Origin of the sequence: Arthrobacter sp. LAPM80, from assembly GCF_046736435.1 — a bacterium.
Taxonomy (GTDB): Bacteria; Actinomycetota; Actinomycetes; order Actinomycetales; family Micrococcaceae; genus Specibacter.
Map to the genome: position 1 here is coordinate 26,352 of NZ_JBCHVD010000002.1, position 18,488 is coordinate 44,839.

The 18,488-nt window shown below is 62.5% G+C and carries 15 protein-coding genes; 8 read left to right on the forward strand and 7 right to left on the reverse strand.

Annotated features, from left to right (window positions below):
* Nucleotides 1–123 precede the first annotated feature (123 nt).
* Entirely contained in the window at nt 124–705 is a 582-nt protein-coding gene (locus tag AAGW05_RS02480) for a substrate-binding domain-containing protein (protein ID WP_411802890.1), read from the forward strand.
* On the opposite strand, the gene AAGW05_RS02485 is transcribed toward AAGW05_RS02480, so the two are convergent.
* From AAGW05_RS02485 to AAGW05_RS02510, 6 genes are all read right to left on the reverse strand, one after another.
* On the reverse strand, nt 619–1,446 hold the full coding sequence (locus tag AAGW05_RS02485; RefSeq protein WP_411802891.1) for an IclR family transcriptional regulator: 828 nt from the start codon (nt 1,444–1,446) through the stop codon (nt 619–621). The genes AAGW05_RS02480 and AAGW05_RS02485 overlap by 87 nt on opposite strands.
* 66 nt (nt 1,447–1,512) lie before the next feature.
* Complete coding sequence (locus AAGW05_RS02490; RefSeq protein WP_411802892.1) at nt 1,513–2,769, reverse strand: aminopeptidase P family protein; 1,257 nt, start codon at nt 2,767–2,769, stop codon at nt 1,513–1,515.
* 86 nt (nt 2,770–2,855) lie between these two features.
* Nucleotides 2,856–4,190, reverse strand: a complete 1,335-nt coding sequence (locus AAGW05_RS02495; protein WP_411803185.1) for an MFS transporter — start codon at nt 4,188–4,190, stop codon at nt 2,856–2,858.
* 235 nt (nt 4,191–4,425) lie between these two features.
* The gene (locus AAGW05_RS02500; RefSeq protein WP_411802893.1) at nt 4,426–5,223 is read right to left on the reverse strand and encodes a creatininase; all 798 of its coding nucleotides are present in this window, start codon (nt 5,221–5,223) and stop codon (nt 4,426–4,428) included.
* Nucleotides 5,224–5,308: 85 nt separating this feature from the next.
* Nucleotides 5,309–6,565, reverse strand: coding sequence for a M24 family metallopeptidase (locus tag AAGW05_RS02505; RefSeq protein ID WP_411802894.1), 1,257 nt, complete (start codon nt 6,563–6,565; stop codon nt 5,309–5,311).
* 44 nt (nt 6,566–6,609) lie between these two features.
* On the reverse strand, nt 6,610–8,148 hold the full coding sequence (locus AAGW05_RS02510; protein ID WP_411802895.1) for a purine-cytosine permease family protein: 1,539 nt from the start codon (nt 8,146–8,148) through the stop codon (nt 6,610–6,612).
* 142 nt (nt 8,149–8,290) lie between these two features.
* Between AAGW05_RS02510 and AAGW05_RS02515 the strand changes: the two genes are divergently transcribed.
* A complete protein-coding gene (locus AAGW05_RS02515; protein ID WP_411802896.1) occupies nt 8,291–9,787 on the forward strand; it encodes a PucR family transcriptional regulator in 1,497 nt (498 codons plus the stop codon).
* Nucleotides 9,788–9,799: 12 nt separating this feature from the next.
* Here the strand turns inward: AAGW05_RS02515 and AAGW05_RS02520 are convergent, their stop codons facing one another.
* Nucleotides 9,800–10,471 (reverse strand): GntR family transcriptional regulator, encoded by a 672-nt coding sequence (locus tag AAGW05_RS02520; protein WP_411802897.1) that lies wholly within the window; start codon nt 10,469–10,471, stop codon nt 9,800–9,802.
* A 179-nt stretch (nt 10,472–10,650) separates the two neighbouring features.
* Here AAGW05_RS02520 and glyA point away from each other — a divergent pair, with 179 nt between their 5' ends.
* The 6 genes from glyA to AAGW05_RS02550 are packed head-to-tail and all read left to right on the forward strand — an operon-like array spanning nt 10,651 to nt 18,487.
* Nucleotides 10,651–11,976, forward strand: coding sequence for a serine hydroxymethyltransferase (glyA, locus tag AAGW05_RS02525; protein WP_411802898.1), 1,326 nt, complete (start codon nt 10,651–10,653; stop codon nt 11,974–11,976).
* Nucleotides 11,973–13,193, forward strand: coding sequence for a sarcosine oxidase subunit beta family protein (locus AAGW05_RS02530; protein WP_411802899.1), 1,221 nt, complete (start codon nt 11,973–11,975; stop codon nt 13,191–13,193). The genes glyA and AAGW05_RS02530 overlap by 4 nt, the downstream gene beginning before the upstream one ends.
* A gap of 18 nt (nt 13,194–13,211) precedes the next feature.
* Entirely contained in the window at nt 13,212–13,544 is a 333-nt protein-coding gene (locus AAGW05_RS02535) for a sarcosine oxidase subunit delta (RefSeq protein ID WP_411802900.1), read from the forward strand.
* A complete protein-coding gene (locus tag AAGW05_RS02540) occupies nt 13,541–16,489 on the forward strand; it encodes a sarcosine oxidase subunit alpha family protein (RefSeq protein WP_411802901.1) in 2,949 nt (982 codons plus the stop codon). Before AAGW05_RS02535 ends, AAGW05_RS02540 begins: the two co-directional genes overlap by 4 nt.
* Complete coding sequence (locus AAGW05_RS02545; protein ID WP_411802902.1) at nt 16,482–17,123, forward strand: sarcosine oxidase subunit gamma; 642 nt, start codon at nt 16,482–16,484, stop codon at nt 17,121–17,123. Before AAGW05_RS02540 ends, AAGW05_RS02545 begins: the two co-directional genes overlap by 8 nt.
* A complete protein-coding gene (locus tag AAGW05_RS02550) occupies nt 17,114–18,487 on the forward strand; it encodes an L-serine ammonia-lyase (RefSeq protein WP_411802903.1) in 1,374 nt (457 codons plus the stop codon). Before AAGW05_RS02545 ends, AAGW05_RS02550 begins: the two co-directional genes overlap by 10 nt.
* Nucleotide 18,488: the final 1 nt, after the last annotated feature.

Genomic DNA, 18,488 nt, shown 5'->3' on the forward strand with positions numbered 1-18,488 from the left:
GATCGCCAACTCGGCTGGCGTAGTTCCCGGTTTACAGTGGGAGCGCTCCTGCCCGACACCCAGCTCTACTATCCACGTGGGCTGTAGGGCATCGAGGAAACACTGCCGGCCCAGGACGTTGGCGTGCAGCTGGCAACTTATAACTACCAGCCGGAACGGGAGGACTCGTTCATAGTGTTCCTCGTCGAGTTCGGCGTGGAAGGATTGATTTTTGTCCCCACGCTGGGCGGGATCGCTGATCCGCAGCAGCGGGTCAGCGAGCTGACCTCGCTGACCCGGACCCAGACCCCCATTGAACCAGCAATCGTTGCCGGCGACGAGCGTGCCTGTGCAGATCTGGGCTTTGCGACGTTGCCCCTTCGGGTCTTGAAGAAGGACTGGGAAGCCGGCGCCGCAGAGGGCCTGCTGGCGCAATTGCGCGAGGCAGGTGCAACCGCCGCCCACTGTGCAGGTGTCCAGGTCCCGCTGACGGCCGTTTCCCCGGCCAAGCACCGGATGGGAAGAATGGCCGCGGAAATTCTGCTGCGCTGCCTAGTGGAGGCGGACGCTTGCCCCATCCACCAAGTGAGGCTGCGCCCGCGGCTTGTTGTCAGGGAATCTTGCAACCCTGACCGAATCTCACCGTTGGATCACGTTTTGAGTGCCACCAAGTCTGGTGGTGATGAGGCGGGCGGTCTGCGAGCAGACCTCGCCCAAGGTCTGTAACCGTTCAGGGGAGACACGGAAACGCGGGGCTGGGATCAACACCGCCGCCACCAGGTCGCCGCGGTGGTCGAGGACGGGTGCGGCAACGCCCACCTCGTCCAATGAGGATTCGCCGTAGTTGGTGGCATAGCCGCGTGCGGCGGCATCCTTGAGCCGGAGGATGTACGCCTCTAGGCTGGCCTCGTCCACGCCGGCGTAAGTGATGGTGCCGTCCAGGATCAGGGCCCGCACGCGTTCTTCGGGCTCCTCGGCGAGGAACACCTGCACGGAAGCACTCATCGCGTCATGATAACGCGCCCCTAGCGGGGCGGTGTGTTTTACCTGTTGCGGGCTGGCAATTTGTTCCACGCACATGCTTTCGCGTCCGGTCCACACCATCAGCGCGCTGGTCTCCGACGTCCGTTCGGTTAGCTGTCGCAGAACGGGATAGGCCACGCGCCGTTCCTCCAATTCGGCCAGCAAGGGTCCGGCCACTGCGATCAGTCCAAGTCCCAGCTTGTAACGGCGAGATTCCGAATCCCGCTCCACCAGGTCCTCCTGCTCCAGCGTGGCAAGTATGCGTGAAACTGTACTTTTGTGCATGTCCACTCGCTGGGCGATTTCGGTGACGCCCAGCAAAGGTTCGGCGGCGGAGAAGCAACGCAGAACGGCAATGGCGTTCACTATGACCGATGCGCCGCGAGAGTCTGAGGAACCGTTGCCGGCGTCGGCCTTGCTTGCTGATGTCGTCATGGTCACCATCTTTCCCTATCTGAACGAAGTGTAGATGCACCTGCGGCGGCCCACGGGCCGCCGCAGGTGCATCTGCTAGGCGCCGATGATGTTGTGCTCCGGGCCAAACGGGAATTTGGTGATGTTCTCGGCACCATCCTCACCGACCACCAGGATGTCGTGTTCGCGGTAGCCGCCGGCGCCCGGCTGGCCGTCCAGAACGGTGATCATCGGTTCCATGGAGACGACCATGCCTGGTTCGAGGACGGTGTCGATGTCCTCGCGCAGTTCCAGTCCGGCTTCGCGGCCGTAGTAATGCGAAAGGACGCCGAAGGAGTGGCCGTAGCCGAAGGTGCGGTTGGCGAGCAGGCCGCGGTCCACGTAGATTTCGTTCAGTTCCGCGGCGATGTCCTTGCAGACGGCGCCGGGCTTGATCAGTTCCAATCCGCGACGGTGGACCTCGACGTTGACGTTCCACAGTTCCAGTGAGCGGGCGTCGGGCTCGCCAAGGAACAGGGTGCGTTCCAAGGCGGTGTAGTAGCCGCTGGTCATGGGGAAGCAATTCAGCGAGAGGATGTCGTGCTCCGCCAGCTTGCGGGTGGTGGCCCAGTTGTGGGCGCCGTCGGTGTTGATGCCGGACTGGAACCAGACCCAGGTGTCGCGGATTTCGGAGTTGGGGAAGGTGCGTGCGATCTCGTGCACCATGGCTTCGGTGCCGATCAGGGCGACTTCGTATTCGGTGATGCCGACCTTGATGGCATTGCGGATGGCTTCGCCGCCGAGGTCCCCGATGCGGGCGCCGTGCTTGATGACCGCAATTTCTTCCTCCGACTTAATCATGCGCTGGCGCATGGCGTCCTGGGCCACGTCGACCAAGGTGGCGCCGTCGAAGGCCGCTTGGAGCTTGTTGCGGTTATCCAACGGCAGGGAGTCGTCCTCCACGCCGAGACGCCGGACCTTAACGCCGCGGGTGCGCAGGGCTTCCTGGATGGCGAAGATGTAGTTGTCCCGGCGCCAGTCAGTGTAGACGATGTTTTCGCCATAGCCGCGGCGCCAGGGCATGCCGGCGTCGATGTTGGCGGTGACGGTAACCGTGTCATTGGGTGTGACGACCATGGCGTAGGAGCGGCCAAAGTAGGTGAACAGGAAGTCGGAGTAGTACTTGATGCCGTGGAAGCTGGTCAGCACGACCGCGTCGAGGTCCTTTGCTGCCATGATTTTGCGCAGGCCGGCGATGCGCCGCTCCATTTCGGTATCAGAGAACGTCAGTTCCACCTTTTGTCCGTTGTGCAGGACTTTCAGGCGCTCCAACTCTGCAACGGAGGTGGCGGTTTCCGGGGTGGTGATGCTCATAATGACTCCTTGTTGATTGTGCTTTTGTAGAGTGAGGTAAGTTGTGGGGGACGTGTGCCGGCGGAAGCCGGTATGGTCCGGGACTGCTAGTGCTTCAAGGGAGCCTGGGAGGTTTCCTTGGCCAGGGACACTGCGATCAGGGAGACGACAGCGGCCGCCATCAAATACCAGCCCGGGGCCAGATTAGAACCTGTGAGGTTGATCAGCAGCGTTGAGGCGAACAGTGCCGTACCACCAAAGAGTGCGTTGGTGAGGTTGAAGCTCACAGCAAACCCGCTGTAGCGGACCTTGGTGGGGAACAGTTCTGCCAAGAAACTAGGAAGTGTTCCGTCGTTGAGGGTCAGCATCGCACCCAGCAGGATCTGGACTAGGAGGATCACCAGGAAGTTTCCGGTACCCAGAAGCATGAATGCCGGCACTGTGAGCAGCACGAACAGGATCGAGGCAGACATCAACACTCGTTTCCGGCCGAACCTGTCCGATGCCATGCCGGTGAGGAAGATGAAGCCAATGTAGGTGGCGAGGGCAACGGTGGTGGCAATGAAGGACAGGGACGCGTTCAGTCCCACCACCTCGCTGAGATAGGTCGGCATGTAGCTGAGTACCACATAGAAGCCCACTGCGTTCAGAACCACCGCGCCAACTGCAATCAAGAGCGGGCGCCATTGTTCCTTGAACAAGGACAGGACAGGGGCCTTGATCGCCTCGTCTTCCTTTTCAAGGGCAAGGAACGCCGGGGTGTCCTCGAGTTTGACGCGAATATAGCGGCCGATCAGCCCCATCGGTGCCGCCAGCAGGAACGGCAGGCGCCATCCCCAGGAGTTGAGCTGGTCAGGTGAGAGGGAAATGGAAAGCAGCAAGGCGATGAGGGAGCCCAGCAGCAGCCCCGCGGCCGTGCTGGCCGGCACCACGGCGGCGTAGAGGCCGCGCTTGTTCGGCGGTGCATATTCAACCAAAAACGCGGAGGCGCCCGCGTATTCTCCTGCCGCTGAGAAGCCCTGCACTACACGGATGATCAGCAGCAGGATCGGTGCCCCAATGCCAATGATGTTGTAGTCCGGAATGAGGGCGATGGCGAAGGTTGCGGCGGACATGATCAAAATCGATAGGGACAAGGCATTCTTGCGGCCCACCCGGTCGCCGATGTGCCCCCAGATGAATCCGCCGAGGGGGCGGACGAAGAAGGAGATGGCAAAGAGGCCGAACGTCAGCAGCAGTCCGGTCTGCTTGTCTGTTTCGGGGAAGAAAGCGTGGGCGATGGTGACGGCCAGATAGCCGTACACGGCATAGTCAAACCATTCAACAAAGTTACCGATGAAGCTGGCGCCAACCACTCGGCGCAGGGTGCTTTTGGAAACCCCCTTGCCGTCATTGGGGCGGGGCTGGCCACTCAAACTCAACTGTTCGGGCGTGGTCGGCATCGTTGCCGACCGCCCGGTACTTGTGGGGTGCTCATTTGTCATTGGATCCACCAAGTGTTTGGGGTTGCGCCTAACGCAACGCTGTTGCACCAGACTATGTGTGGCCTGAGTCACTGTCAATGGTATTTCAAGCAGATTTTTCTATTTACAGACAAAACGCCGCCGCGGGACTTCATCCGCGGCGGCGCCTTTGTTGCATTCTGTGCAATTGTGTTGACCAGAATAATTACGGCACCTAGGCTACTACCCCCGCCGGTTCACGGATCAGCTCGGCGGCCAGGTCCAAGGTCAGGTGCTCAACTACTTGTTCGTACAGCAGGATGCCCTTGCTCTCGCTGGAACCAGCCGCGGATGACAAGCAGCCCGTGGCGGGTGTCCGCTCCGGCACCACCGGGAGTCGGTCGAAACGAGGCAGCACCGCGGCCGGACCGTCCGCCAGCCGGTCCAAGGCGACCCTGGCTGGTTCAAGGTGAAGCATGAGTGAGGTTTCCAGAACCCCGCCATGCTCGATGTCCCAGCCGGGGAAACCATCCGGGTAGACCAGAGCGAGCGTATCTTGGCTGACAAAGTCCCAATAGGACAGGAGCAACACGCTCTGGTGCGCCCCGGAGCCGATCCCCAAATCTTCCAGAGCAAGGTCGATCCCCTCGTAGAGGAACTGATAATTCTCAAAGTGGCCGTTGATAAATATCACGTGCCGGACGCCCTGATTGAGGAAGGACTTGACCAGATTCCGCGCCACACCGATCAGTGAGGCGCCATCCAGGCTGGTGGTTCCGGAGAGGTGATTTCCGCCCCCGGACTTCTGCTGTGACTTGTACCCGTATGCGATGGGCTGGGCAACAAGTGCACCCAGTCGCGTGGCGACACCCTCCGCGAATCGCGAGGACAAGATGGTGTCCGTCCCAAGTGGCAGGTGCGGCCCATGCTGTTCCAGCGATCCTACGGGGATTAAGACAATCGCGTCCCCGGATGCAAGGGCTTCCCGGTAGGCGAAGGCGTCCATGTCTTCCAGAAATACTGAGTCGTCCACGGTGATGATTCTCCTCATTGCATGTGGCTTATGAACTAGCGGGGTTGTGGCGCCATTTTGGGTCCGTGGCGCCGCGGATGAGTGCTTAGGGGTTGATGATGTTGTTGTTGGGGCCGTAGCCGAATTTGGTGATGTTTTCGGCGCCGTTTTCGTCGATGACGAGGATGTCGTGTTCGCGGTAGCCGCCGGCGCCTGGTTGACCGTCGAGGACGGTGATCATCGGTTCCATGGAGACGACCATGCCTGGTTCCAGGACGGTGTCGATGTCTTCGCGCAGTTCCAGGCCTGCTTCGCGGCCGTAGTAGTGGGAGAGGACGCCGAACGAGTGGCCGTAGCCGAAGGTGCGATTAGCGAGCAGTCCGTGGCTGATGTAGATCTCGTTGAGTTCGGCGGCGATGTCTTTGCAGACGGCGCCGGGCTTGATGAGTTCCAGGCCGCGTTCGTGGACTTCGACGTTGACGTTCCATAGTTCCAGGGAGCGGGCGTCGGGCTCGCCCAGGAACAGGGTGCGTTCCAAGGCGGTGTAGTAGCCGCTTGTCATGGGGAAGCAGTTCAGGGAGAGAATGTCTCCGCGCTGAAGCTTGCGGGTTGTGGCCCAGTTGTGGGCGCCATCGGTATTGAGGCCGGACTGGAACCAGACCCAGGTGTCGCGGACTTCTTGATCGGGGAAGGTCCGGGCGATTTCGTGGACCATGGCTTCGGTGCCGATGAGGGCGACTTCGTATTCGGTGATGCCTTCGCGGATGGCGGCCTTGATGGCTTCGCCGCCGAGGTCGCCGATGCGGGCACCGTGTTTGATGACTTCGATTTCCTCGGCGGACTTGATCATGCGCTGGCGCATGGCGGCCTGGGAGACGTCCAAGAGAGTCGCGTCGGGGAAGGCGGCCTGGAGTTTGTCGCGCAGCAGTACGGGTAGGGTGTCGTCCTCTACGCCCAGGCGGGTGGCTTTGATGCCGCGGCGGTTCAGTGCTTCCTGAAGGCCGAAGTAGAAGTTGTCGCGGCGCCAGTCGGTGTAGACGATGTTGTCGCCGTAGCTGGTGCGCCAGGGCATGCCGGCGTCAATGTTGGCTGTGACGGAGACGGAGTCGTCCGGGGTGACGACCAGTGCGTAGGAGCGGCCGAAGTAGGTGAACAAGTAATCGGAGTAGTACTTGATGTTGTGGTAGCTGGTCAGGACGACGGCGTCGAGGCCTTTTTCCGCCATGATCTGGCGCAGCCCTCCCAAGCGGCGTTCAAATTCTGCGTCGGAGAATGTCAGCGGCGACTTGGTGCCGTTGTGGAGGGTCTTCAGGCGCTCCAGTTCAGAAACGGACGTGGCGGCGGAGGAGATATCGATGGTCATGGTGTGTTCCTTAGTGTCTTGAGGATGAAATATAGGAGGCGGTGCTAGGAGATGTGAGCTGGCTCCACGTGCTTCTCCGCAGTGGCATCGCCGTGCTTTGCCAAAACGTCGTCTTCATGCAGTCCAGCGCGGATGCCGAGGGGTACGCCGGCCCTGATGCGCTTGCGGAAGCGGGGGTATCCAAGGACGAAGTAGAGGCCCGCCGAAGTGACTGTGCCGGCCAGCCAGGAGAGGTCGATTCCGCCCATAGCCGTTGCGATGGGTCCCTGAAGTGCCGGAATCCCGCCGTACATGAACATCCAGGTCATGAGGATTCCCACAAAGAACGCGATAAAAGCGATCGGATTAATGTTCTTCAGGGAGGTGGATTTCGGATCCAAGAACAAGTACGAGTAGTCCTTGTGGTGTCGTTCAAAGACGAAATAGTGGACTGCCATGATGCCGCCCCAGGTGGCTACCCAAGCCACAATGGTGCCGAGCCATGTGTCAAGGATCGTCGCGAAGTCCTCCGCGAACATGAAGAAGATGACGGCAATCATGGACAGGATTCCCACCATGATGGAAAGCTTGCGACGGGAGAGCTTCACATCCAGAGCCTGGAAAGCAACGCCAAAGGTGTAGAGGTTGATGATGTTGGTGGCAATGGGGCCGTGGATCACCAATAGGATGACAGGAATGGCCATGGTGCCGAAGTTGGAGACAATCAGTTCCCCGGGATCGGCCGAACCGTTCTTGGTTGCGAGGCTGGCCCCAAGGATGCCCAGCCATACGACCGGCAGGAACTGACCCAGAACGCTGACCAGGAACAGCTTGGCCGGTTTGACTTTACGGCTGACAAACCGGGAGTAGTCGGGGGCGTAGGTGAACCAGCCGATTCCCCAGCCAATGCCGATCACGGTCATGATCGCGGACATGGCCGCGATGCGCGGCATGCCCTCCAAAACGTGGCCGGCCGGTCCTGCGTAGCCCCAGTTGATGTCAAGGTGCGTCCACGCGATGATGGACATCGCTATCAGGACGATAACGGTAGGAGGCATTGTGATGCGCTCGAACTTGGCGATGGCACGGTAGCCGCGGTAACAGATGGCCACCTGAACGGTCATGATGACGGCGGCGACGGCGATGCGAACCAGCAGGTTGCGCTGGCTGGGGTCAACCCACCCGATCATGCCGAACAAGGCCATGACTAGGTCCAGGATGACCCACGTGTTCACGGCTGACCAGCCAATGGCGATGCTCGCCTGGATGGCGGCCGGGAGGTAAGCGCCCCGCCGGCCAAAGGCTCCGCGGGCCAGCAGCATGCCCGTAGCCCCGGTCCGCTGGCCCAGGATCACGAAGAATCCGAAGCCCGCCATGCCGATGGCGTTTCCGACGATCAGCACGATCAGGGTGTCGCGCAGGCCAAGACCGAGTTGGATACCCAGTGCCCCGAGTATCCAGTTGATCGGGGCCACATTGGCCCCTGCCCAGATCCAGAACTGGCCGGAGAGTTTGGTGGTTCGTAACGATTCGGGGATGGGTTGCAGGACGTCTTCAACCTCGACAATCGTAGTTTCCTGCGACTGTCGGCTAACTTTGCTCATGCAAATCTCGATTCACTTCGTCGTGATTGGTTTGGAAGATGGCTCCAGCTTATTAGTGACCTGAGGCACATGCCATATACATTTTGATTACACTAATTACAGATGTTGCGACATTTTGTCCACAATCAATGGCGGGATATTTATGATCACACTGGCAGAAGTCCTTGCTTCCACGGCCATGTCGGAGGCAGACCCGACGCTGCGCGGGAATGTTCCCGGTACGTTGCAGCGCATTGTCCGGTGGGTGCATTCAAGCGAAGTGCTTGAGATTGCCCCGCTTCTGCGAGGAGGAGAGTTGCTGCTCTCTGCCGGGGCGGCGCTGCTGGCCCTACCCCCGCAGGAGCAGGAACTCTACGTTCGGAGCCTGGCGACCCGGAACATCGCGGCACTGGCCCTGCAGACGGCCGGGCAGGGCGCACCCCTCTCTGCAACGCTCATAGCGGCTGCAGACAGCTATGGACTGCCCCTGATCGAGTTGCGCTCGGTAGCGCCGTTCGTTGACATCGCCGAGGCGGTGAACCGCCTTGTGGTCAATGAGCAAGCGGCTGCCCATCAGGTGGTGGATGACGTCTCCCGCCGCATTGCACGCCAGATCACCGATAAGGGCCCCCACCTGCCCTCGATCCTTGAAATGGTTGCCACGGCCTTGGCGGCTGAGGTGTCCATGGCCGCTTCTGACGGTCTGCCCATGGGCCATGCAGGCAGCGCCATCGCTGGGGACGGGCCAACAGTGGTGGCTGGCATTGTGGTTGGCGGGCAGCTGGCCGCCGAACTGACTCTCCGTTCGCGGTCGGCAGACCCATTTTTGTTGGAGCTGGCAGCCGATCGACTCTCTGGCATTCTGGCACTGGCACTAGCGCAGGCTTTTCGACCCACTCTGGCGCAAGTAGCCAATGCACGGCTGATGGAGGCCGTGATCGAGGGAGGCGGTGTCGGAACAGTCGAACGGCTATGGCTGGCGGCCGAGTTGCCGCCGGGGCAGGCGTCGGTCATGGCCGTCTTTCGGGCCGCAGGCAGGGAGGCTAACTTCTCCGCCGTTGAGAGGGTCCTCCGTGCCGGGGGAAGGAATTTCAAGTCGCATTTGTGGGACGGGGACCTGGCAGTGCTGTTCCCCGTGCCCCGCAACAAGGCGCGGAAGTCACGTGAAGCGCTGCTCCATGCCGCGCGTGAGGCCGTGCAGAACACTGACATCTGCGCTGCTTTCGGTCCCCCCGTGGATGACGGTCTTCGCGCACACGAATCGTATGTGGAGGCGAAGGAGACCATGGGGCTCGGCATGCCAGTAGCTGGCGAGGTGCTCGACTCCATTGAATTTTTGGGCCGGCGAATCGTGGGGGCGGTGCGCGGTGCGGGTTTTCTGGAAATCTATGTACGCGCGTGTATAGGGGAGGTATTGGACTGGGATCGAAAGCACGGCACGGCCCTGCTGGCAAGCCTGCTGTGCTGGTTGGAGTCGGGGTGCAACACGACGGCGTCCGCTGTCACCTTGAACATTGAGCGTCAGACCATGCACAAGCGGCTGAATAAGATTCAGGAGCTGCTGGGCGGGGATCCGCGCACCTCGGGCAGGCTGTTTGCCATCCACGTCGCCGCGGCTGTGGCCGCACACACTGCACCCGGTCCGCTTATACCCAAATGACCTACGCACGGGCTAGAGAACGCTGCGAATTGTCTTCTCAAAGCTGGCCACGTGCTCCAGCGCTAGGTTACCGGCCAATTCGGCATGGCCGTCGGCGATTGCATTGAGCAACTCGACGTGTTCAATGATGTGTCCGGCCACCGACGGGATCTTATCTAACACCAGGCACCAGATGCGAGTCGCAAGGTTGTCATACCGGATGAGCACGTCCTCCAGGTGAGGATTCGCAGCAGCCGCGTAAATCATGCGGTGCACCATGATGTCATAACGCATAAGCGAGAGTTGGTCCGTGCCGCCGGGGCCTGAACCTGCAATGTCGGCAGCCAGTTCTCGCAGCTGGCCTCTCATTGACAGCGTGGCGGTCTGTGCCGCTTTCCGGGCTGCCAGTGGCTCAAGGAGTTCGCGGATCTCGGAAATATCTGCCAGCTCCGTGATATCGACCCGGGTCGCGAATGTTCCCCTCCGAGGATAGGAGACCACCAGGTGGTCGCTTTCCAGGCGCTTAAGCGCCTCGCGCACAGGGGTGCGCCCAATCCCGAGCTTCGTCGCCAGGGCCGAGTCGTTGATCGCTTCACCAGGGCGGATCTCCAGCATGATGAGTTGGTCACGCAGGTGTCTGTAGGCCAGCTCCGATAATGGCAGCCCCGCTTGGGCGGCTGCCTCGTCGTTCTCTGCGAGACTCATCGGTGGCTCCTCTTTTGGTTCTGGATGGTGCCGCCGCTACTGGCGGGCGGCACCTTGTTTCAAAGACGCTCTTGACGTCGAGTGATCTACGACATATTGTTGCATTCAATCTAATATATCAGTCATGTATTAGTTGACTAGTAGTTGTTGACTACTTAAGACTTGCAAAGGAGCAACCCATGGTAGACGTTCTTACTGACACCCTTTCCAGCGTAGACGCCGAGGTCGACGCGGCCGTCACGGCTGAACTTCTCCGACAGCAATCAACGCTGGAGATGATCGCCTCCGAAAACTTTGCGCCCATCGCTGTCATGCAAGCCCAAGGCTCGGTGCTGACCAACAAATACGCAGAGGGCCTCCCGGGCAAGCGGTACTACGGCGGCTGCGAGCACGTTGACGTGGTTGAGCAGCTGGCCATCGAGCGGGTCAAGGCACTCTTTGGGGCAGAGGCCGCCAACGTTCAGCCGCACTCCGGTGCCCAAGCCAACGCGGCAGCCATGTTCGCCTTGCTGGATCCGGGGGACACCATCATGGGACTGGATCTGGCCCACGGCGGGCACCTGACACACGGGATGCGGATCAACTTCTCCGGCAAACTGTACAACGTGGTCCCGTACCATGTGCGCGAATCCGACATGACGGTGGACATGGCCGAGGTTCAGGCGCTGGCGCTGGAGCACCGGCCCAAGCTGATCGTGGCCGGCTGGTCTGCCTATACGCGCCAGCTCGACTTTGCCGAATTTCGACGCATCGCCGATTTGGTGGGCGCCTACCTCATGGTGGACATGGCTCACTTTGCGGGCCTGGTGGCAGCAGGTTTGCACCCGAACCCGGTTCCGTACGCCGACGTCGTCACCACCACAACGCATAAGACGCTGGGCGGCCCGCGCGGCGGCGTCATCCTCAGCAAGGAATCTTTGGCACGTAAAATCAACTCGGCCGTTTTCCCCGGCCAGCAGGGCGGGCCGCTGGAACATGTGATCGCGGCCAAGGCAGTGTCCTTTAAGATCGCCGCCACCGACGCCTTCAAGGACCGCCAGGAACGCACCCTGGCAGGTGCAAAGATCCTGGCTGAGCGCCTGCTCGCACCCGATGTTGCCCAATATGGAATCTCCGTGGTGGGTGGCGGCACCGACGTACACCTGGTCCTGGTGGATCTGCGCCACTCCGAACTGGATGGGCAGCAGGGCGAGGACCGACTGCACCGGATCGGCATCACAGTCAACCGCAACGCCGTCCCCTTCGACCCCCGCCCGCCGATGATTTCCTCCGGGCTGCGCATCGGTACCCCGGCCCTGGCCACCCGCGGTTTTGGACCGGCAGAATTCACCGAAGTTGCCGACATCATCGCCGAGGCCATCAAGGGAGAGCTCAGCGAAGATGCCGCCGTGCTGCTTCGGGACAGGGTCACCATCCTGGCTGAAAAGTTCCCGCTCTACCCACACCTTTCCGGCGAAGCCACTGCTGCGGACGCTGGAATCATTTCGAATGGAGTCGCCCAGTGAGCACCGAACACCTCCCCGAACACCCGGAATTCCTGTGGCGCAACCCGGACCCCAAGAAGTCCTACGACGCCGTGATTGTCGGCGGCGGCGGGCATGGGCTTGCCACAGCCTACTTCCTGGCGAAGAACCACGGGATGACCAACATCGCCATCCTGGAAAAGGGTTGGCTGGCCGGTGGCAACATGGCCCGCAACACCACCATCATCCGATCCAACTACCTCTGGGATGAAAGCGCAGCCATTTATGAGCACTCCCTGAAGCTGTGGGAAATCCTGCCAGAAGAACTTGACTACGACTTCCTCTTCAGCCAGCGAGGGGTCATGAACCTGGCCCACACGCTGGGCGATGTACGTGAAAGCATGCGCCGCGTCGGAGCCAACCAGCTCAACGGCGTCGACGCCGAATGGCTGGACCCGAAACAGGTTAAGGAACTGTGCCCGATCCTGAACATCAACGACAACATCCGCTACCCCGTCATGGGCGCCACCTACCAGCCCCGGGCCGGAATCGCCAAACACGACCACGTGGCCTGGGCATTTGCCCGCAAGTGCGACGAACTGGGCGTGGACATCATCCAAAACTGTGAGGTCACCGGCTTCATCAAGGACGGAAACCGCGTCACCGGCGTCAAAACCAGCCGCGGCACCATCAACACCGAAAAGGTGGGGCTCTGCGCCGCCGGACACAGTTCGGTGTTGGCAGAGATGGCAGGTTTCCGCCTCCCCATCCAGTCGCACCCGCTGCAGGCCCTTGTCTCCGAACTTCACGAACCCGTGCATCCCACAGTTGTCATGTCCAACCATGTGCACGTCTACGTCTCACAGGCCCACAAGGGCGAACTCGTGATGGGTGCCGGCGTGGACTCATACAACGGTTACGGCCAGCGCGGCTCGTTCCACGTGATCGAGGAGCAGATGGCGGCCGCCGTGGAACTGTTCCCCATCTTCGCCCGGGCCCACGTGCTGCGGACCTGGGGCGGGATCGTGGACACCACGATGGATGCCTCCCCGATCGTGGGCCTGAGCCCGGTGGAGAACATGTTCGTGAATTGCGGCTGGGGGACTGGCGGCTTCAAGGGCACGCCCGCGGCCGGGCTGACCTTCGCCCATACCATCGCCACGGGATCCCCACACGCCCTAAACAAGCCATTTTCGCTGGAACGTTTTGAAACCGGCGCCCTCATCGACGAGCACGGCGCCGCAGCCGTGGCCCACTAAGAGTAGAAGGAGCACGCCATGTTGCTGTTTTCCTGCCCCAACTGCGGGCCGCGGAACGAAACTGAATTCCATTACGGCGGTCAGGCGCACGTTGCCTACCCCGAAACCCCCGACTTGCTCTCAGATCGGGAATGGGCCGAGTACCTGTTCTACCGCGAGAACACCAAGGGACTGTTTGCCGAGAGATGGGTGCACAGCGCCGGCTGCCGGAAGTGGTTCAACATGCTCCGGGACACCGTGAGCTATGAAATCAAGTCCGTTTACGGGATGGGCGAACAGCCGCCAAGCGCGTCCGGCGCCCCTGAACACCCCGCAACCGCCCTCACAGCATCGGAAGGAGCAAAGTCATGACACAGCACAACCAGCAGCCGAACAGGCTCACCCACGGCGGGCGCATCGACCGTAGCACCACCTTGAAGTTTACGGTGGACGGCATCGGATATGTGGGCCATCGCGGCGACACGGTGGCATCAGCGCTGATTGCCAGTGGCCGCCTGGCCGCCGGCAACTCACTGTACGAGGACCGCCCCCGCGGCATCCTGTCCGCAGGCGTTGAGGAGTCCAATGCGCTCATCAAGGTGGCGGGGCGCTTCCCCGGCCATGCCGCCGAATCCATGCTGCCGGCCACCGCAGTGTCCCTCGTTGACGGGCTCGAGGTCGAGCTCCTCTCTGGCCTGGGTAGGCTCGACCCGTCCGAGGACGAGGCCGTCTACGACAAGAAATACGTCCACACGGACGTCCTGGTGGTCGGTGGCGGACCCGCCGGGCTCGCCGCAGCCCGGGAGGCGGCTCGCACCGGCGCCCGGGTCATCCTCATCGACGACCAGCCGGAGCTGGGCGGCTCCTTACTCTCGGGCCGCGATGAGTATGTGGACGGAACCCCGGGAATGGATTGGGTGTCCGGCATTGAGACCGAACTGGCAGCAGCCTCAGAATGCACCGTGCTGCACCGCACCACCGTGTTCGGCTCCTATGACAGCAACTTCCTGATCGCTGTGGAGAACCGCACGGACCACCTGGACACGGAGCCGGGCGACGGCGTGTCCCGCCAGCGCATCTGGCACATCCGGGCCAAGCAGGTGGTCCTGGCTACGGGCGCCCACGAACGCCCCATTGTCTTTGAAAATAATGACCGCCCCGGCATCATGCTGGCCTCGGCGGCCCGCACCTACCTGAACCGCTATGGTGTGGCCGCCGGATCCCGCGTGGTCATCGCCACCACCAACGACAGTGCCTACCAGCTCGCCGCGGACCTGCTCGCGGCCGGTATCGAGGTGGCCGCGATTGTCGACGCCCGCCCCCAGCTGTCAGTGCTGGCTCAGGCTGCCGCCATGAGCGAGGACGTCCGTGTGATCAGCGGGAGCGCCGTGGTCAACACCGCCGGCGTGTCGGCGTTGGAGGCTGTCATGGTCGCCGAAATCGACGCCGACGGCTCACCCGTCGGTGAGATCGAGGAAATTGCGGCGGACCTGCTCGCCGTTTCCGGCGGCTGGAGCCCGGTGGTACACCTGCACAGCCAGGCCCAGGGCAAGGTGCGCTGGGATGCTGAGTTGGTCGGATTTGTGCCCTCCACCGTGGTTAAGAACCAGCAGGTGGTGGGGGCCTGTCGCGGCAGCTACGCCCTGACGGACTGTGTGGCTGAGGGCGCCTCGGCCGGGGCGGTTGCCGCCCTCAATGCCGGCTTCGCCACGGCCGACGCCGTTGCTGCCGCCACCGCCGCGGCAGCCAGCCCGGCCCGCCCGGCGCAGCCTACGGCCCCGACCCGCGCTTTGTGGCTGGTTGGCGGCACCCAAGGAACGGCGTCGGACTGGCACCACCACTTCGTTGACTTCCAGCGCGATCAGAGCGTTGCCGACGTGTGGCGTTCCACAGGCGCCGGGCTGCGCAGTGTGGAGCACATCAAGCGCTACACCTCCATTAGCACGGCGAACGATCAGGGCAAGACCTCGGGCGTGAATGCTATTGGCGTCATTGCCGCCGCGTTCCGCCAGCAAGGCACCGTGGTGGACCCTGACATCGGTGCCATCGGCACCACCACGTACCGGGCACCATTCACCCCCGTGGCCTTTGTTGCTCTGGCGGGACGGCAGCGCCGGGACCTGTTCGACGCCGCCCGCCGCACCTCCATCCACACCTGGCACGAGGATCGCGGCGCCCTCTTCGAGGACGTTGGCCAATGGAAGCGGCCCTGGTACTACCCGCAGCCAGGGGAGGACATGGACGCGGCCGTGCTGCGCGAATGCGCCGCCGTCCGCGACTCGGTCGGCTACATGGACGCCACCACGCTGGGCAAGATTGAGATCCGCGGCAAAGACGCCGGGGAGTTCCTCAACCGGATTTACACCAACGCCTTCAAGAAGCTCGCCCCCGGCTCCGCCCGGTACGGGGTCATGTGCACCCCGGACGGGATGATCTTCGACGACGGCGTGACCCTGCGCCTGGATGAGGACCGCTTCTTCATGACAACCACCACCGGCGGCGCCGCGAAGGTGCTGGACTGGCTGGAGGAATGGCAGCAGACCGAATGGCCCGAACTGGACGCCACCTTCACCTCGGTGACCGAGCAGTGGACCACCATCGCCGTCGTCGGGCCCAAGTCCCGGGCCGTGCTGGCTAAGCTGGCACCTGAACTGGACCTCGCCAACGAGGCCTTTCCCTTCATGACGTTCAGGGAGACCGTGCTGGCCTCCGGAGTCGCGGCGCGGGTGTGCCGCATCTCCTTCTCCGGCGAGCTCGCCTACGAGATCAACGTCCCGGCCTGGTACGGGCTCTCCACCTGGGAAGATGTGACAGCGGCCGGGGAGGAATTCAACATCACCCCGTACGGCACCGAAACCATGCACGTGCTGCGCGCCGAAAAGGGCTACCCGATCGTCGGACAGGACACCGACGGCACTGTCACCCCGCAGGATGCGGGCATGGACTGGGTCGTCTCCAAAGCCAAGGACTTCATCGGCAAGCGCTCCTACCAGCGCGCCGACGCCGTTCGGGAGTGCCGCAAGCACCTGGTCAGCGTGCTGCCGGTGGACGGTTCCATCCGCCTGCCCGAAGGCACCCAGCTGGTGGCGGCCGGGATCACCGTGAACCCCGCCTACGGTCCCGTGCCCATGCAGGGATTCGTCACCTCCAGCTACCACAGCGCCGCCCTGGGACGGTCCTTCGGGCTGGCCCTGATCAAGGACGGACGCAACCGGATCGGTGAACGCCTTGTCGCCGCCGTCGGGTCCGATCTGGTCGATGTGGTTGTCGGGGAAACAGTACTTTTTGATGCCGAAGGGAAGCGCCGAGATGGTTAACACAGCAGCAAACACAAATGTACAGGCACAGCGACGGAGCCCGGCTGCGCACCTGTGGACGGACTTTGACACGGCAACGGTGGCGGGTGAACACGGGGTTGCCCTGCGTGAAATACCGTTCCAGCGAATGGTCGGGATCCGCGTGGACCCGCTGTCCGGGGCCGGGCAGCGGATCGGGGCGCTGACGGGTGGTCTGCCGATCACAGCCGGGCAGGTTACCGCGGGACCGGGCGGGGTGCACACCTTGTGGCTGGGGCCGGACGAGTTCCTCACCATCGCCCCGGACGACGGCGGCGCGGACGACGGCGGGCTGGCCACCAGCCTTGCCGCCGCGCTGGGCGATGAGGCCGGGCAGGCAATCGAACTCTCCAGCAACCGTACAACCCTTGAATTGACCGGACCCAGCGCCCGCGCCGTGCTCGAGAAGAGTTGCGCGGCCGACCTGCACCCGCGCTCCTTCCCCACCGGAACCGCCATCACCACGGAAATCGGCAAGATCCCCACTATCTTGTGGAAGACCGGCGAGGAAGCGTTCCTGATCTTCCCGCGGGCCTCGTTTGCCGACTACCTGGGCCGCTGGCTCCTGGACGGAATGCGGGAATTCGCCGCGGCAACGGACACGTCATGGCACTAAGTGTCCTGGACCTGTTCTCCATCGGCATCGGGCCCTCCTCCTCCCACACGGTGGGTCCGATGCGCGCGGCCAAGCGCTTTGCCGACGGCCTGGAGCGCGACGGCGAGCTAACCGCCGTCGTCCGGGTCGAGGCCGAGCTATTCGGCTCCCTTGGCGCCACCGGACGTGGCCACGGCTCGGACAAGGCCGTGGTGCTGGGACTGCAAGGTCAAGACCCGGAAACTGTCGACACCGCCACAGCCGACGACCAGGTCGCCGCGGCGGCGCTGGACGCCGAGCTGATGCTCGCCGGCAGCCACCGGATCGACTTCAACTACGGGCAGGACGTGGTGCTGCACAGGCGCGAGTCGCTGCCTGCCCACCCCAACGGCATGACGTTCAGGGCCCTCAACCATGCCAACACGGTGGTACGCGAACGCACCTACTACTCCGTCGGTGGCGGTTTCGTGGTCGACGAGCAGGCCGTCGGAGCGGACCGGGTGGTCATGGACGCAACGGTCCTGCCCCACCCGTTCAGCACCGCCGATGAGCTGCTGGCCATCTGCGCCCGGGAAGGCCTGAGTATCTCTGATGTGATGCTCGCCAATGAGCGGGTGTGGCACACGGAGGAGGAATTGCGGGCCAAGCTGCTTAACATCTGGTCTGTCATGCAGGCATGCGTGGTCAACGGCTGTGCCGCCAACGGCATCCTGCCAGGGGGACTCAAGGTGACACGCCGGGCGCCTGGACTGCTCCTGGACCTGCAGGCTCCCGAAGATTCATCCGACCCCCTGCGGGCCATGGAATGGGTCAACCTCTTTGCCTTGGCCGTGAACGAGGAAAACGCGGCCGGCGGGCGAATTGTCACCGCTCCCACCAACGGGGCGGCCGGCATCATCCCTGCCGTGCTGCATTATTATATGAAGTTCGTACCCGGAGCCAACGACGACGGTGTTGTGCGGTTCCTGCTGACGGCAGCAGCCATCGGCATTCTCTTCAAACTCAACGCCTCCATATCCGGGGCAGAGGTGGGGTGCCAGGGTGAAGTAGGCTCGGCATGCTCCATGGCTGCCGGTGCTCTCTGTGAGTTGCTCGGTGGCACGCCCGTCCAGGCAGAAAATGCCGCGGAAATCGGTATTGAACACAATCTGGGCCTGACCTGTGACCCTGTGGGCGGGCTGGTGCAGATCCCCTGCATCGAACGCAACGCCATCGCCAGTGTCAAGGCGATCAACGCCGCCCGGCTGGCCCTGCACGGGGACGGCAGCCAAAAAGTGTCATTGGACAAGGCCATCAAGACTATGCGAGAAACGGGTGCCGACATGATGAGCAAGTACAAGGAAACCTCCCGCGGGGGCCTTGCCGTGAATGTGATTGAGTGCTGAG

Bases quoted from the DNA above. Each gene is read 5' to 3' on its own strand.
- AAGW05_RS02505 (WP_411802894.1), bottom strand. From the start codon at position 6,565: ATGACCATCGATATCTCCTCCGCCGCCACGTCCGTTTCTGAACTGGAG.
- AAGW05_RS02515 (WP_411802896.1), top strand. From the start codon at position 8,291: ATGATCACACTGGCAGAAGTCCTTGCTTCCACGGCCATGTCGGAGGCA.
- AAGW05_RS02485 (WP_411802891.1), bottom strand. From the start codon at position 1,446: ATGGTGACCATGACGACATCAGCAAGCAAGGCCGACGCCGGCAACGGT.
- AAGW05_RS02540 (WP_411802901.1), top strand. From the start codon at position 13,541: ATGACACAGCACAACCAGCAGCCGAACAGGCTCACCCACGGCGGGCGC.
- AAGW05_RS02495 (WP_411803185.1), bottom strand. From the start codon at position 4,190: ATGCCGACCACGCCCGAACAGTTGAGTTTGAGTGGCCAGCCCCGCCCC.
- AAGW05_RS02550 (WP_411802903.1), top strand. From the start codon at position 17,114: ATGGCACTAAGTGTCCTGGACCTGTTCTCCATCGGCATCGGGCCCTCC.
- AAGW05_RS02510 (WP_411802895.1), bottom strand. From the start codon at position 8,148: ATGAGCAAAGTTAGCCGACAGTCGCAGGAAACTACGATTGTCGAGGTT.
- AAGW05_RS02490 (WP_411802892.1), bottom strand. From the start codon at position 2,769: ATGAGCATCACCACCCCGGAAACCGCCACCTCCGTTGCAGAGTTGGAG.
- AAGW05_RS02545 (WP_411802902.1), top strand. From the start codon at position 16,482: ATGGTTAACACAGCAGCAAACACAAATGTACAGGCACAGCGACGGAGC.
- glyA (WP_411802898.1), top strand. From the start codon at position 10,651: ATGGTAGACGTTCTTACTGACACCCTTTCCAGCGTAGACGCCGAGGTC.
- AAGW05_RS02535 (WP_411802900.1), top strand. From the start codon at position 13,212: ATGTTGCTGTTTTCCTGCCCCAACTGCGGGCCGCGGAACGAAACTGAA.
- AAGW05_RS02520 (WP_411802897.1), bottom strand. From the start codon at position 10,471: ATGAGTCTCGCAGAGAACGACGAGGCAGCCGCCCAAGCGGGGCTGCCA.